The 14,710-nt window shown below is 61.5% G+C and carries 12 protein-coding genes and 1 pseudogene; 9 read left to right on the top strand and 4 right to left on the bottom strand.

The window, feature by feature from the left end; translation table 11 throughout:
• The first annotated feature begins 48 nt into the window (after positions 1–48).
• Positions 49–2,544 carry a glycoside hydrolase family 2 TIM barrel-domain containing protein gene (locus AC1MCA_RS09915; RefSeq protein WP_479803116.1) on the top strand — a complete coding sequence of 832 codons (2,496 nt, stop codon included), beginning with the start codon at positions 49–51 and terminating at the stop codon, positions 2,542–2,544.
• Between the two features lie 330 nt (positions 2,545–2,874).
• Here AC1MCA_RS09915 and AC1MCA_RS09910 read toward each other — a convergent pair whose 3' ends face one another.
• Positions 2,875–3,855 (bottom strand): LacI family DNA-binding transcriptional regulator, encoded by a 981-nt coding sequence (locus AC1MCA_RS09910; protein WP_479803114.1) that lies wholly within the window; start codon positions 3,853–3,855, stop codon positions 2,875–2,877.
• 184 nt (positions 3,856–4,039) lie between these two features.
• Here AC1MCA_RS09910 and AC1MCA_RS09905 point away from each other — a divergent pair, with 184 nt between their 5' ends.
• From AC1MCA_RS09905 to AC1MCA_RS09875, 7 genes and pseudogenes are all read left to right on the top strand, one after another.
• Positions 4,040–5,557, top strand: a complete 1,518-nt coding sequence (locus AC1MCA_RS09905) for an ABC transporter substrate-binding protein (RefSeq protein WP_479803112.1) — start codon at positions 4,040–4,042, stop codon at positions 5,555–5,557.
• 63 nt (positions 5,558–5,620) lie between these two features.
• Entirely contained in the window at positions 5,621–6,562 is a 942-nt protein-coding gene (locus AC1MCA_RS09900; protein ID WP_479803110.1) for an ABC transporter permease, read from the top strand.
• Positions 6,559–8,361: a dipeptide/oligopeptide/nickel ABC transporter permease/ATP-binding protein gene (locus tag AC1MCA_RS09895; protein ID WP_479803108.1), complete on the top strand. Its 1,803-nt coding sequence runs from the start codon at positions 6,559–6,561 to the stop codon at positions 8,359–8,361. Before AC1MCA_RS09900 ends, AC1MCA_RS09895 begins: the two co-directional genes overlap by 4 nt.
• Positions 8,358–9,194, top strand: coding sequence for an ATP-binding cassette domain-containing protein (locus AC1MCA_RS09890; RefSeq protein WP_479803106.1), 837 nt, complete (start codon positions 8,358–8,360; stop codon positions 9,192–9,194). Before AC1MCA_RS09895 ends, AC1MCA_RS09890 begins: the two co-directional genes overlap by 4 nt.
• A gap of 98 nt (positions 9,195–9,292) precedes the next feature.
• Positions 9,293–9,433, top strand: coding sequence for a hypothetical protein (locus AC1MCA_RS09885; RefSeq protein WP_479803104.1), 141 nt, complete (start codon positions 9,293–9,295; stop codon positions 9,431–9,433).
• On the top strand, positions 9,430–10,536 hold the full coding sequence (locus AC1MCA_RS09880) for a Gfo/Idh/MocA family protein (protein WP_479803103.1): 1,107 nt from the start codon (positions 9,430–9,432) through the stop codon (positions 10,534–10,536). Before AC1MCA_RS09885 ends, AC1MCA_RS09880 begins: the two co-directional genes overlap by 4 nt.
• Positions 10,537–10,691: 155 nt before the next feature.
• Positions 10,692–10,823: pseudogene (locus AC1MCA_RS09875) on the top strand (LacI family DNA-binding transcriptional regulator); the annotation flags it as partial.
• A 276-nt stretch (positions 10,824–11,099) separates the two neighbouring features.
• Here the strand turns inward: AC1MCA_RS09875 and AC1MCA_RS09870 are convergent.
• Positions 11,100–11,279, bottom strand: a complete 180-nt coding sequence (locus tag AC1MCA_RS09870; protein ID WP_479803512.1) for a hypothetical protein — start codon at positions 11,277–11,279, stop codon at positions 11,100–11,102.
• A 200-nt stretch (positions 11,280–11,479) separates the two neighbouring features.
• Between AC1MCA_RS09870 and AC1MCA_RS09865 the strand changes: the two genes are divergently transcribed.
• Positions 11,480–12,268, top strand: coding sequence for an SDR family NAD(P)-dependent oxidoreductase (locus AC1MCA_RS09865; RefSeq protein ID WP_479803101.1), 789 nt, complete (start codon positions 11,480–11,482; stop codon positions 12,266–12,268).
• Between the two features lie 90 nt (positions 12,269–12,358).
• On the opposite strand, the gene AC1MCA_RS09860 is transcribed toward AC1MCA_RS09865, so the two are convergent.
• Both AC1MCA_RS09860 and AC1MCA_RS09855 read right to left on the bottom strand, forming a co-directional pair.
• The gene (locus AC1MCA_RS09860) at positions 12,359–12,751 is read right to left on the bottom strand and encodes a hypothetical protein (RefSeq protein WP_479803099.1); all 393 of its coding nucleotides are present in this window, start codon (positions 12,749–12,751) and stop codon (positions 12,359–12,361) included.
• A gap of 765 nt (positions 12,752–13,516) precedes the next feature.
• On the bottom strand, positions 13,517–14,617 hold the full coding sequence (locus tag AC1MCA_RS09855) for a 1-phosphofructokinase family hexose kinase (protein ID WP_479803097.1): 1,101 nt from the start codon (positions 14,615–14,617) through the stop codon (positions 13,517–13,519).
• Positions 14,618–14,710: the final 93 nt, after the last annotated feature.

The following is a 14,710-nucleotide window of genomic DNA, read 5'->3' as shown; positions in this document are numbered from 1 at the left end:
TGGACCATCAGACAACCCGCCCGCCCCTTGCCGACAAAGGATAAATAGATGACTCGTGTCTCGTTCAATGACGGATGGACAGTCCGGCCTAAAACCAGCATTTTCGCCCAGCTGCAAGGTGGCGCTGAGCCCGGCAAACCGGTAACGCTGCCTCATGACGCAATGATCGAACTCGACCGCTCTGCCGAGCACGGGGAAGGGGCCCGGAACGCCTACTTCCCGGGGGGAGCGTTTGAGTATGCCAAGACCTTCGACGTCCCGGAGGACTATCGCGGTAAGCGGGTCAGCCTCGAGTTCCAAGGCGTATATCGCGATGCGATGGTCTACATCAACGGGACATTTGCGGCCCAGCGCCCATTCGGATACTCAACCTTCTCCGTACCCCTGGACCCCTACCTCCGGTATGGAGAGGCGAACACGGTACGGGTCGATGCACGAGTACACGAAGACTCCAGATGGTACAGCGGTGCTGGCATCTACCGCGATGTCACGCTCGCCGTCACCGAACTGGTGCATATCGCAACCGATGGCGTCCAAGTCACAACCCCAGATATTGACGCCGAACGAGCTGTCGTCGAAGTGGCGACAGTCGTCCGAAATGGAGGCGTCGAGACGATCACCGTCACGGTCGCCACAGAAATTTCAGATTCCGACGGCAACGTCGCTGCGCAAGGCTCTGCACCCGTGACCATCCGTGCCGGAGGAACGGCAACGACCCGTCAACGGCTCTATGTCCTCAAGCCGGGTCTCTGGAGCGCGGATCATCCAACGCTTTACACCGCCGCAGTCTCCGTCCACACGGCTGCCGACCTCCTGGAATCCCAAACGACGACATTCGGAATCCGATCCCTGCAGCTGGACCCATTCCGGGGGCTGCGCATCAACGGCGAAACCGTCAAGCTTCGCGGTGCATCCATTCATCACGACAACGGCATCCTTGGATCGGCTGCCATAGGTCGCGCCGAGGAGCGGAAGGTCGAACTGCTCAAACAGGCGGGCTTCAACGCGATCCGCAGCTCGCACAACCCCGTGAGCCAGGCGCTGCTCGATGCATGCGACAAGCACGGCATGTATGTGATGGATGAGACCTTCGATATGTGGGCCGAAGGCAAAACGTCGTTCGATTATTCGCTCTCGTTCCCCGAATGGTGGCAGCGTGACATCGAAGCGTTCGTGGCGAAGAACTTCAACCACCCCAGCGTGATTTTCTATTCAATCGGTAACGAGATTCCCGAGGTGGGTGACCCGCTAGGTTCCGAATGGGGGCGCAAACTTGCCGAGAAAGTTCGGTCGCTGGACGATACGCGGTTCGTGACCAATGCAATCAACGGATTTGTGGCTGCACTCGCAGAAGTTTCCGCAATGATGATGCGCGGGGCAGGAGCAAATGACGGAGAGGGAGGCGTCAACGCCGCCATGAACTCCGCAGGAGACATGCTGAATCGCGTCAACGCGTCGGAACTCGTGACGAACAAGACCGCAGAATCCTTCTCCGTACTCGATGTGGCCGGGATGAATTATGCCGCCAGTCGCTACGAGATGGATCGCGTACTTTTCCCGGACCGGGTCATCATCGGAACGGAGACATTCCCGTCCCACATCGATGTCAACTGGAAGCTTGTCCAAGAGAATACTCACGTCATCGGTGATTTCACCTGGACTGGCTGGGACTATCTCGGAGAGGTGGGCATCGGCCGGATACAGTACTCTGACACCGCCCCAAGTTTCGAAGCGCCGTTTCCGTGGATCACCGCGTGGTGCGGCGACATTGACATCACGGGGCACCGTCGCTCGATGTCCTTTTACCGGGAGACGGTTTTCGGGCTGCGCCACGAACCGTACATTGCCGTCGAGCGTCCGCAGAATTACTCCCGTGAACACGTGATAGGCCAGTGGGCATGGACGGACTCGATCGCGAGCTGGAGCTGGGACACGCCTCCAGGGTCACCGATCCGTCTAGAGGTATACAGCGACGCGGAGGAGGTGGAACTCCTGCTCAATGGCGAATCCATCGGTCGACGACCTGCCGGCCCTGAGCATTCGTTCAAGTCCGCATTTGAACTCAAGTATCAGCCGGGGACACTGGAGGCCGTCGCCTACATCGGAGGTATCGAAATGTCCCGCACCCAACTGCGTTCAGCTGTGGGTCCCACACGGCTGGTGGCGGTTCCCGATCGAACCCGCCTTCGCTTCGATAGTTCCGAGTTGGCCTTCATAGCCATCGAACTCCAGGACACCGACGGAAATCCAACGGGAGACGGCGAGCGGGAAGTAACGGTGGAAGTTGAAGGGCAGGGCGTGCTGCAGGCATTTGGCAGCGGGCGCCCCGATAACATCGAGCGTTACGACTCGGGTCATCACACGACGTTCGATGGGCGCGCGCTTGCTATAGTCCGACCGACGGGCGCCGGTCTGATCACTGTCACGGTTCGCACTGAAGAACTCGAAGCCGTCACGATCATTTTGGAAGTCGAAGACGGAGACGTGCCTGACGCGATGCAGACACGTGCCGACGAGAGCTTCGCGGAAAGTCTTCAACGCTGAGGGCGTGCCGGATCAGGTCACACATGGACTAACCCCCGACATCAGCCGGCACCATTTTCTGCGGTGGTGAAGGGACAGTGGTGAAGGGACCGTTGGTGCGGGCATACAACCCCTGAGGCGCTGGCCGGGAGTATTTATACCCGGACAGCGCCTCCACCTTTCTGCCTGGAAACCGGGGACGGGAGTAGCTCCCTAAGCCAGTGCATCCGGGTTGTTAACCGGCTGGCCTGCAACAGATTCAGTGTGCTCCGCACATGATTGAGGGCCAGCCAAGCGCTCACTCGCCTGCCTGCACATACGCCCTGAAACAGTATTTAGTCCTGCAGGGCCTTAGGTTGTCTGCCCGGAAATCACGCGGAAGTGCTGTGACCTGGTGCGTGGCGCTGACGGCTCCGAAAGCAGACGTTCCCGCAACTCGGCAGCGAGGTCATCCACGAGCCCCTTGAGGTCGGTATCAACGGTCGACAGTCGAGGCCGCCATAGTTGTCCGAGAGGCGTATGGTCAACGCCTACCACCGAGACCGTACCGGGAACATCAACATCGAGCTCCCGGGCCGCGGCAAGGAGAGCCAGCGCCACGTCATCGTTGTAGCAGGCGATTCCTACCGGCCCGGCGCCGCCCAAGACCTCTGTGAGTGCTGCCATAGCTCCGTCCAGGGCGAGGGGCACGCGGATCTGCTGAGGTGAGCCGATCCCCACTTCCTCGCAGTAGGCACGAAGCGCGGCCAGACGTCCGGGGCCGTATGGGTCGAGCCGCGAGTCCGAGAGCGACGCGAACCATAGAGTGCGGGGTCCTCCCTCGAGCAGTGCAGTGGCCTGCAGTCTGCCCACACCACCGTCCTGGACGGCAGCATCGACGGGAATCAGCCTCGGGACGGTGATCGTCCCGCGCTTTTCGAGAAGCTCACGGTCCGCTCTCGACAACACGCCGAAATCGACCACCGCGCGCGGGCGGAGCGACATGACGGCTGCGACGGTGTCCTGCGGAGTAGTGCCCGCAAAGCGCACGACGACATTGCCCCCGACCTGGCGGGTGCCGATCACGACCTGGCCCACCGCATCTTGGAGGTTGCCGCCGAAGGTGGTGTTCGGGAGCAGCACAACAATTGTGTCGCTGCGGCCACTAACGAGGGAACGACCTGCGAGCGAGGGCTGGTAGTCGAGCTTGTTCGCCGCCTCGAGCACTTTCTTCCGGGTAGATTCCGGGAATCGAGCGTCCTGCCCGTTGAGGATGTAGCTGACAGTCGAGCGGGAAACACCGGCGAGCCGGGCAACATCGATGCTTGTGGCAGGGCGGTCAACAGTCGTCATGCAACCAGTTTTGCACACACGTGTGACCGCACTGGGCTTTTCCGTTGTACACAGGGGCTAGACGGGGTGACACGTGTGCCCTACGATTAAGTCGCGCGTGTCACTAAGAGCGGTCACCACCGCGTGATCGTCCGTGAGATTGGCACAATTCACAGCTACTGATGCAGCTGACAAAGGAGTCCTGATGAAAATTAATGTACGAACACGGGTCGCGGCAGTTGCCGCCGCCGTGGCACTTGGCCTGGTGGGATGCTCGTCGACGACCAGCGCACCTGTCAAGGAAGAGAACCAGATCCTGCGGCTTTCGCAGGGTGCACCGCCTGCTGACTTCTCCATCGGCAACTGGGCAGGCGGGGACGCGACTTTGTTCATGTCCATCTATGACACCCTTGTCCACCGAGCGGTCGACGGAGAAATCAAGCCTGGCATCGCTGAATCTTGGGGGTACTCCGACGACAGACTTACCCTGACGTTCCACCTTCGCGATGGCCTGAAGTTCACCAACGGTGACGTTCTCGATGCTCAGGCAGTGGTCGCTTCCCTTGAGGCGTCCCGCGTTGGACCAGCCACCTCTGGCAACTTAAAAGCTGTCACCAAAGTCGAAGCCACCGATGCTTCGACGGTAGTACTGACGCTCTCCCGGCCTGACGCGGCGCTGCTCCCGACTTTTAGCGGTGTCCACGGCGGGGTTGGCGTTCCGGGTCTGTTGAAGGACGCAAGCAGCAAACTAAACCCCGTTGGTTCCGGTCCGTACACCCTCAATAAAGAGAAGTCCACGGTGGGGTCCGTGTACGTCCTGGACCGCAACCCCGGCTACTGGAACGTTGACGCCTACCCCTACGAGAACGTCCAGGTGCGTATCATCCAGGACCCGACGGCGGGGCTGAATGCCATGCAATCGGGACAGCTGGACTACACCGGTCTTAGCGGTAAGGAGGTAGTAAGCCAGTTCGACCCGAACAAGTTCACGACGGGCACTAACAAGCCATCTGCAACCGGTGTTTTGTGGCTGGTCGATCGTGAGGGCGCGATTGTGCCCGCACTCAAGGACGTCCGCGTTCGACAGGCAATCAACCACGCCATCGACCGCAAGTCGATCGCCGAGCGGCTCAACCCCGGAACCAACAACCCGACGGCGCAGTACTTCAGTTCCATTGGGAAGGTTTATGACGAGAGTCTAAACGAAACGTATCCCTACGACGTGACCAAAGCGCGCAAGCTGATGGCTGATGCCGGCTACGCGGATGGCTTCTCGGTCAAGATGCCCAGCACCGTGGTCTCGACACCGTATGAGTCAGTTCTTTCTCAGTCACTCGGGGAAATCGGCATCAAGGTCGAATGGGAGACCGTCCCGTTCCAAGACTTCTATGCAAAGGTGTTCGGCGGCAGTTACGGCATGTTCTTTATGTTCAACGGCTTCTCCGGCTCGGACGCCCAGGACGCAGTCGCTACACTCGGAGGCATCTTCAACCCGAAGCAGCAGTTCCCTGCCGAGCTGCAGGAACTGATGAATGAAGCAAACCGCGTCCCCGAGGACAAGCAGGCCGAGGCGCTGCGTGCGGTCAATGAGTGGCTCGTCAAAGACGCGTGGGCAGCTCCGATCTCTAACGTGGGTGGCTTCTATGCCGTTCCCAAGACCGTCAACTACACTCCGCCGGTTCAGTTCGGCATTGGTGTCGAACCCTTCCAGCCGGCTAAGTAACGGCCCATCAAACAGCGGCGGCGCGGGAGTCCTGCTTCCGCGCCGCCCTCCTTGGAGTATCAAGTGCAAACCTTTATCCTGCGGCGCATCGGCGCCGGGATCTTCCTGATATTTATTGTCACGGCGATCACATTCTTCCTGACCTACGGCGCCAACATCCCGGTGGCGCGGAATCTCCTGGGCCCCAGCGCGAAGGAAGAGCAGATCGCCGCATTGAATGCCCAGCTTGGCCTTGACCGGCCCGTCGTTGAGCAGTACCTCAACTGGCTGTTCGGCGTCTTCCGCGGCGACCTCGGCGCGTCGTATTTTACGAGCGAGCCCGTGAGCCAGGCAATGGCTACTCGTCTGCCGGTAACGCTGTCGGTCGTCCTTTTGTCGATGCTCATCACGCTGGTCATCAGCACCCTTCTGGGAGTCACCTCAGCCGCCCGTGGTGGCGTCATCGACGCCATCCTGCAGGGCATTTCCACGATCTCTTTCGTCTTCCCCGCGATCATCCTCGGAATCGGCATGGTGTTCATCTTCGCCATCACCCTTAAATGGGTGCCGGCCGTCGGTTTTGTTCCCTTCGCCGAATCGCCTGCTGGCTGGTTTGCGTCCGTGGTCCTTCCTGCCATTGTTCTCTCCATCGGCGGTATCGCGGCTCTCGCGGCACAGATCCGCGGCTCACTGATCGACGAACTCAGCCGAGGCTACGTCCTTACCCTTCGCAGTCGTGGAGTTTCCGAGCGCTCGATCCTGCTCAAGCATGCACTGCGCAATGCCTCCGGTCCGGCCTTCACTACGTTTTCCCTGCAGTTCATCTCACTGTTTGGTGCCGCGTTGTTCATTGAAAAAATCTTCGCCCTTCCCGGCTACGGCAGTTACGCCTACAACGCGACAATCCAAGGCGACCTTCCCGCAATGCTCGGCGTGTCCCTTTTCGGTGTTGGCCTCGTTGTGGTGGTTAACCTCGTTGTGGATCTCGCGTATGGCTGGCTCAACCCGAAAGCGAGACTCTCGTGACTGCCCCTGAAATCGAGACGATGGTCTCAACAGACCAGCCCGGGACAAAGCGCCGCGCCGGCGCGTTCCGTCGCTTGCTCAAAAAACCCCTCGGCATCGGTTCACTCGCCGTGCTCCTGATCATCGTCCTCCTCGGGCTGCTGGAGCCCGTTTTGAGCCAGCACGACGTGAACTACAGTTCCCTGGACCTCATCAACGCGCCAGCAGGAACACCGGGGTACATACTCGGCGGCGACCAGTACGGCCGTGACATCTTCTCGCGCGTACTGGCGGCCATCAATGTCTCCGTCATCTCCGCACTCATCGGTGCCAGCGTGGGAGTCGGTCTCGGCAGCATCTTCGGCCTCATCTCCGGATACATCGGCAAACGGACTGATGCGGTGACTTCGTGGCTGTTCAACCTGCTGATGACCTTTCCGGCATTGATCCTCGTCATCGTTCTTACCCCCATCACGGGCGGTTCGTATCAATGGACAATGGCGATCTTCGGCGTCTTCCTTGCGCCCGGAATCTTTTGGCTGGTCCGTAACCTGGTCGTCGGTGTGCGCAACGAACTCTACGTTGATGCCGCCCGGGTGTCCGGTCTGTCCAACCGCCGGATCCTCTCCCGGCACGTCCTTTACGTGGTCCGCGGCCCGATCATCATTTCCGCGGTGTTTCTTGCAACGGCTGCAATCGGCGTGCAGGCCGGCCTCGCATTCCTTGGCTTTGGATCCACGCAGGTTCCCAGCTTTGGTTCCATGACCAATGACGCCTTTATCAACATGTACTCCCACCCGGTTCAGCTTCTCTGGCCGTCCCTCTTCCTCGCATTGATGAACGGTTCCCTGGTCCTTCTGGGGAACGCGTATCGTGACGTACTTGCCGGGCCGCAGGCGACCGCAAAGCTCCCACGCGGGTCACGCACGCCAGCGGGGGAGCAGCCCACTGCCGCCAGCCAGCACGTCTCCGTCAGCGCACCCGGCGGGTTGTTGGCTGTCCGTAACCTGCGCGTGGAGTACCCGCAGACTGACGGCACCATGAAAAGCGTTGTCCGAGGCGTCTCGCTCGACGTCAAACCTGGTGAGATTGTCGGTCTCGTTGGCGAGTCGGGGTCGGGCAAGAGCCAGACCGCATTCTCCATCCTCGGGCTCCTGCCCCAGGACGCCATTGTCAGCGCCGATACACTCTCCATTGCTGGTGACTCCTTGCTCACAAAGGACCCCTCAGCCATGCGACGAATCCGAGCCGGCGTAGCGTCCTACATCCCGCAGGAACCCATGTCGAACCTCGATCCATCGTTCACTATCGGAAGCCAGCTCGTCGAAGGCCTGTCCACCTCGATGCCACGCAAGGAGGCGAAAACAGCCATCCTCGCCCTACTCGAACGCGTCGGCATCGTCGACCCCGCCAGGGTGTTCGCCTCCTACCCTCACCAGATCTCAGGGGGAATGGCCCAACGTGTGCTCATCGCAGGTGCCATCGCACACCGCCCCAAGCTGCTCATCGCAGACGAACCGACAACTGCACTGGACGTGACGGTCCAGGCAGAAATCCTGGACCTGCTGCGTGACCTTCAAGGCGAGTACGGGATGGGGGTCCTTCTGGTGACGCACAACTTCGGTGTCGTGGCGGACCTTTGCGATCGCGTCATTGTGATGCGAACGGGCGAGTTCGTGGAAGAAGGCGACGTGCGAACCATCTTCAATGCCCCGAAGCACCCTTACACCAAGGAACTGATCGGCTCGATTCTCGACGAGGAGACCCTCCGCGTCGACCCGGTACCGTCACTCGTCGCCAGCAAAGGAGAAGTAAAGTGACTGCATTGTTGAAGACAGAGGACCTCCGACTCCGATATCCCGGGCGCGGTTTCCGCACAAAATCTCCCGAGGTGCTCCGCGGAATAAGCCTTGAAGTTGCCCCCGGGGAAACTCTCGGTCTCGTCGGCGAGTCAGGGTCAGGGAAAACAACCATCGGTCGCGCTGTTCTGGGCCTTGCAACGCCGACCGGCGGGTCCATCACCTTCGAGGGACGCGACATCACGCACCTGCACCCAAAGCAGCGTCGGGAGATCGCACGGGATATCCAGGTGATCTTCCAAGACCCGTACACCTCGCTCAACCCTGCACTGCAGATCTCAGACACACTCTCAGAGCCGCTCATTGCCCAGGGCCAGACGGCACGGGATGCGGAGAAGAGAGTGCTTCAGCTTCTGGACCAGGTGGGTCTACCCGCTGACGCGGCACAGCGCTACCCCCGGGAATTCAGTGGAGGCCAGCGCCAGCGCGTAGCAATCGCGCGGGCACTGGCCCTGAAGCCCAAGCTGATCGTGTGCGACGAACCAGTGTCCGCGCTCGACCTCACCACACAGGCACGCGTGCTCGATCTGCTGGTCGATATCCAGCGGGAAACAGGTGTCGCGTATCTCTTCATCACCCACGATCTCTCCGTAGTGCGCCACATCAGCCATAGGGTGGCGGTAATGTACCGCGGCGAGATCCTCGAAACGGGCTCAGCCGCAGAAGTGACATCCCATCCACAGCACGAGTACACCAAGGCTCTGATCCTTGCCGCGCCCACTGCCGACCCGGACCGACAGCGCGAGCGTCGCATGGCTCGGCGGCAGCAGCGGCTCACCGCCACGCCGGCATAAGAATCATGTCCCGGGGGAGGGGATGCCGAGTGCGTGACCGGTCCGCCTGAGACGCGCTGCCTCCCTAAACCGCCCGATCCTGACCAGAAAGAGTGCGCATGACCACACTTCCCCAAACCTTCCTGCGGGGTGGCGCTACCGCCCCGCACCAGCATCAGGGCAACGACGTACACAGCAGCCTCAAATGGCCCGGAACCTCCGCTCGGACCAACGGAACCGCTCTGGCGGTGAAAGTGTGAGGACCCAACGCTGGGCCGCGATAGGGACCGGAACGATCTCGCGGAGCGTCATTCCCGACCTGCAAAGCTGCGACAACGCGGAAGTCATGATCGTACAAAGCCGCGACGCCAACAAAGCCGCGCGGTTTGCCGAGGACTTCGGCATCCCGGCATCCACCGGCGACTACGACGCCGTCCTCGCCGACCCCTCAATCGACGCCATTTATCTGGCCACCCCTTTTGCCACCCATCACGCCATGACCCGCGCGGCATTGCTGGCAGGCAAACATGTCCTCGTCGAAAAGCCGATGACAATGAACGCCGCCGAGGCATCGGATCTGTTCGCCCTCGCCAAAAAGCAGGACCTCTTTTTGATGGAGGCGATGTGGATGAAATTCAACCCGGTCATCATCAGACTCCGCGAAGAGATCCAAGGAGGGACAATCGGTGAGCCCCGCAACCTGCGGGCGACCTTCTCCATGCCCTGCCCGAACGAGGGCAACAGCAGCAGGTGGGACCTCGCCCGCAGCGGCGGTGCCCTGCTCGACCAAGGTATCTACCCCATCACCCTCGCACACACGATCTTCGGCGAACCGACCGGCATCCATGCGGCCGGCACAGTCCGCGAAGACGGACTGGATGTCGCGGAGCATTTCACCCTGGAGTATCCAGGCGGACGCTACGCACAGTGCGCGAGCTCGATGGGGGAATTCGGGGAGTTATCGGCCTCAATCGGCGGACCGCGCGGCTGGCTGACCCTGGCGTCCCCGTTCTGGGCGGCCGCCACCCTCGAGATCCATGCGGGCGGCATGCGGCAGATCTTCCACACCCCCGACCTCGTCGAATACTCCCGCGAGGGCAACGGCTACGTCCCGATGTTGCGCGCCGTGATCGGCGCCATCGCACAGGGAATGACCGAACACCCCGTACACACCGCGGCTGAAACGATCGCCGCATACCGGACCGTGGACGAGATCTTCGCGCAGATCCGAAAAAGCCGTCCGCACATTCCTCAAAGACTAAAACGCGAGGACAAAAGCAATGCCACCCTCTCCGACCGCGATCCCGATCTCCCCGTGGCCGAGCGCGCCGAGGACATACTCGCCCGGACGACAAGCCAGTAAGGCAAAGCCAAGCAGGCCAGAAAATCCACCCGCCGCCCTTGTGAAGCTTCATAAACGCCAGGCGCTCCGGAAGCAGCGTGTCCACGGCTTGATCACCGGCTTGGGCGGCCGCCTGCACGAGATCCAATGACACGGCCGCCGAAGAAAGGACGAGCATGCAGAAACCGACGCGCATGAAGGACGTGGCCCAAGCCGCCGGCGTCGCAAGGAGCACGGTACACAACGCCATCCATCGACCGCACGCTGTATCCCCTGACACACAGCAACGCGTGCAAACGGCTATCACCGCCCTGGGCTTTGATGCCGGCCAACAACAGGCCACGCGTGATACGGGGCAACGACCAACAGAAGGCGCCGGGCCACGCTCGACGTGCCTATCGGGGGTCGGCCTGAGCGCCTCAATTCAGGAGAATCCAACATCCTGCGAGGATTCGAGATGGTGGCACACACTGAAAGCAGGAGACCGTATCCAAATCCTCCACAATGGCCAGGTAATTGGCGCAGGCAGCGTCGATACCCTCATGGATGACGGCTCAGTTGTCTGGCTCTGGCAGGACAAGGGGCTAGGACGGATCTTGGTTGTGCCCGGCGAGGGTACCCGTCTGCTGCGCCTCGGGGATGGCCGTGACCTCGACAACTGTAAAGGCCACTGAACCCACCTCGGACTTCCCCCGCAGATAAGGCTGGACACGGGACACCACCTGCTGATGCTGCTGCCCCCAGTCGCGGCGTTTGAATTGCATCGCCTAGAGGGAAAAGGCGATGAGCCGAACCTCGTCAACCACGCTTGGTATATGTGGCAACGGCCCCCGGCTCTCCTCCGGCCGTCATCACCCAAGGCTCCGCCACGACAGCTTCCGGCCCCGCAACAAGCGGGACGTCAAAACAGAAGTCTTGATCCCATGGGTCAAATAACGGAAAACAAGCAGATAGGAAATGAAATATGGTACCCACCGAAATCCAAGAACAGTGGCGGGAAGCCGTCACCAGCGGACGCTTTGCAGAAAAAACGGTCATCGTCACCGGCGCCGGATCGGGCATCGGCCAGGCCACCGCATTGCGTATCGCCAAGGAAGGTGGCCGAGTCATCGCCGCCGACATCAGCGAGGAACGCCTGGACGACCTGGTCGCCAAGAACGCCGGCCTGGACTTGGTCCCCGTGGCCGGTGACATCTCCACCGAACAGACCGTGGCCGCCGTCGTCGCTGCCGCCGGCGGGCGGGTGGGCGCGCTGGCGAACGTTGCCGGCATCATGGACAATTTCGCGCCTATCCACGAGGTGGACGATGACCTCTGGGAGCGCGTGCTCCGGATCAACGTCACCGCACTGATGCGCCTCACCCGCGCCGTGGTGCCCCTGATGCTCGACGCCGGCGCAGGCTCCGTGGTCAACGTCGCCTCAGAGGCCGGGCTGCGCGGGTCCGCCGCGGGCGCCGCCTACACGGCGTCCAAGCACGCCGTCGTTGGTCTGACCAAGAACTCCGCCGTTGTCTACGGCCCGAAGGGGCTGCGCTTCAACGCCGTGGCCCCGGGCCCCACGATCACCGGCATCGCGGCAAACTTCGGCTCACAGCTCGCGGCCGAACGCCTCGGTCCGCTGATGCAGGCCAATGTTCCCATCCCCGCCACCGCAGCGCAGCTCGCGGCGTCCATCACGTTCCTACTCAGCGAAGACGGCACCAACATCAACGGTGCCATCCTCGCGTCCGACGGCGGGTGGTCCTCCATTTAGCGACACCCAGTCCGACGCGGAAGAAGACACTTTGAGTGCCCGGAAGTGGATGATGGTCCATGTTCCTCGCCCGCTACGGGTTTCCCGGGATTATCCGATGCTTCGCACGTCTTGCCGGAGTGCCGGCTGATCGATTTGCCCTGTTTCGGCGGCTTCTGCAATGGCGAGAAGGGTGTCCAGGACGTGCGCGGCGAGCTCGCCGCTGGTGGTCTCCGCCGGGCTACCGCGTAGTGCCAGGGCGAGGTCTACGACGCCGGACCCGCGGCCGTAGGGGGACCCTGTCCCAGGCAGTGTCGTGGGTGCCTCCCATCCGAACCGCCACAGGGTGCTAGCGCCTTCGAAGGTGTTCGGGTCAGGAAGCACAAGCGTGCCTTCGGTGCCGCTGATCTCGACGATCCCGTAGCGTGTGAGTGCGTTCTGGAAGCTAAAGGTAGTCTGCGCGGGCTGTCCCAATTTGAAGCTGATCAGTGCGGCGTGGTGCATCGGGACCTCCACGGGGAATCGCTGCCCCGCCCGTGGGCCGCTCCCGATGGTGCGTTCGCCATGTGATCGGGACGATACAGCTGTCACTCGTTCGACGAGAGTATTGAGATTATGTCAGCCTCGTGGACGGCGTCCTATTGCCATCGGAGTTGGCCAAAAATCCGCCGCGGGTTCGGCCATCACGACCGGGGTGGGAGGAATTCGATGTCACGTAGGCTACGCGCTGCTATCAGTGCATCCTGCGGCCGCAGGGCCTGTGCTGAGTAACCCCCTCGGCAAGTCTGGCCAACTAGCGTGTCAAGGACTCCTACGTCGTCCTGGCCAGCGGGGGTCTGGCGCTTGAATGCGGCCGCGAGGGTGTCCGGGACATCGGGTGGCTAAACGGCGAGGCGAGCCTCCCCGTTTACAGCCTCTTTTGCGACACTCCCCCAGCCATTTGAAACGCCGATAACCGGCCTTCCGTCAAGCTATCGTCCGCCGGAGGGCACGTCGCGTCGCTCCTTTCCCGACGAGCAGCACTATCACCGGAAGTGGAACCCGGCGCCAAACCAGGCGAATTAACAGGCCACACCAGACTGCCCGGAAACAGAAAAGAACTGCAGATCAACCGCGGGCCTAAGCATGGGGCTATCCCCGCCCGTCATGATAAATCGAGGCTAGCTAGCTAATGGATTGAACAGTAATCACGGTATTTTCCTGTCGCTGAGGGTAGGACTGCCGCTAATGACGTTGTGAGCCCTGGCTTGTATTTGACGTCGTACCAGCTCAGGCAAGCTGGCGGTCCCGTTCGTGGGAACCAATCAGGACGTCGCACGGGTCCGTAATGATGTGCGGCAGCATGGTCGTTGGCTGCTGAACGGCGAGAGCTCCCCAGGAGACGGCGCGCCGCAGCGCATTGTGATGCCAGTCAGTCGCCTTGTCGTTAGGTCGGGCGACGCTGAGATAGCCTGCCAGTGCCGCGTCTCCAGCGCCGGTGGTGTTGATCACCTGCGCTTCGGGACCTCGCGCCCACAAAGTCCCTCGGTCGCTGACCTCAAGAATGCCATCTGGGCCCAGGCTGGCAAGAACCGTGTCGACGCCGCGCGCCCTTATAAGGGCCGCTGCCTTCACGGCGTCGCGGAGGGACCTCACGGGCATTCCCGTCAGGATGGTCAGTTCTTCAGCGTTGGGCTTTACGAGGGTGGGTGGGCATTCCTCGGACCACCCCAATAGTGCCCCGCCTGCACCGGCGTCCAAGCAGATGGACACTCCGAGGGAGCGCACAGCGCGGAAGAGGGGCCGTATGTCGACTGGGGCGCCGGTGCTCGTACCGATAGGAAGCGCGCCGCCGAGCACAAACCAATCTGCGTCGATCCTCTGGATCTCGTCGGTGACGGCTTTGCATAAGCGGGACCACTGGTCAGGGCCTAGAGGAGCCGGGAGTGCATTAATGTTCGTTGTCGTCCCCGATTCGTCGACAAGGATCACATTGGTACGCAGCGGGCTACCGACTTCGACGCCGCAGATTACCTGTAGGAGATCGTCATCGCGTCCGACTGTGGCGACTGTTTCCCGGTCAACCGGGAGGACCGCAGAAACCTCATTGCCAGCCAGATGGAGGCTCCGAGCTACGTTAACCCCGTTCCCCGCAAAGTACGTGGCCACCTTCGTGGCCCGGTTAACTTGCCCTGCCCGGACATGACGAAGGAAGTAGACTCTGTCGATCGAGGGTGCGGGGGTAAGGGTCACGACCCGAGGGGCTGCCAAGTAGCCCTCAGTACCCTGGTGGGTGCGGTTATGAGCTTGGACGTACGGTGATTCAGACCCGCTCAATTCAGCCGTCAGTTGGACGTCGGAGTGCCCGTGGTTGGACAGGGTCGGCGTCATGGTCTTGTCTCTTTCAGTGTGCTTTGGGCAGAAGAAATCGCGGCTACCGCGGTTAGTCCGCTCAGGAAACGGGGGAGGGCTTGACTGAGCCCG

Source organism: Arthrobacter sp. BK1 (assembly GCF_056680055.1).
The sequence above is the reverse complement of the archived record's forward strand: the minus strand, read 5'-3'. Positions and strand labels throughout refer to the sequence as shown.

Excerpts from the sequence above, each read along its gene's own strand:
- AC1MCA_RS09860 (WP_479803099.1), bottom strand. The coding sequence starts at position 12,751 with ATGCACCACGCCGCACTGATCAGCTTCAAATTGGGACAGCCCGCGCAG.
- AC1MCA_RS09870 (WP_479803512.1), bottom strand. The coding sequence starts at position 11,279 with ATGCAATTCAAACGCCGCGACTGGGGGCAGCAGCATCAGCAGGTGGTG.
- AC1MCA_RS09885 (WP_479803104.1), top strand. The coding sequence starts at position 9,293 with ATGACCACACTTCCCCAAACCTTCCTGCGGGGTGGCGCTACCGCCCCG.
- AC1MCA_RS09915 (WP_479803116.1), top strand. The coding sequence starts at position 49 with ATGACTCGTGTCTCGTTCAATGACGGATGGACAGTCCGGCCTAAAACC.
- AC1MCA_RS09910 (WP_479803114.1), bottom strand. The coding sequence starts at position 3,855 with ATGACGACTGTTGACCGCCCTGCCACAAGCATCGATGTTGCCCGGCTC.
- AC1MCA_RS09905 (WP_479803112.1), top strand. The coding sequence starts at position 4,040 with ATGAAAATTAATGTACGAACACGGGTCGCGGCAGTTGCCGCCGCCGTG.
- AC1MCA_RS09865 (WP_479803101.1), top strand. The coding sequence starts at position 11,480 with ATGGTACCCACCGAAATCCAAGAACAGTGGCGGGAAGCCGTCACCAGC.
- AC1MCA_RS09855 (WP_479803097.1), bottom strand. The coding sequence starts at position 14,617 with ATGACGCCGACCCTGTCCAACCACGGGCACTCCGACGTCCAACTGACG.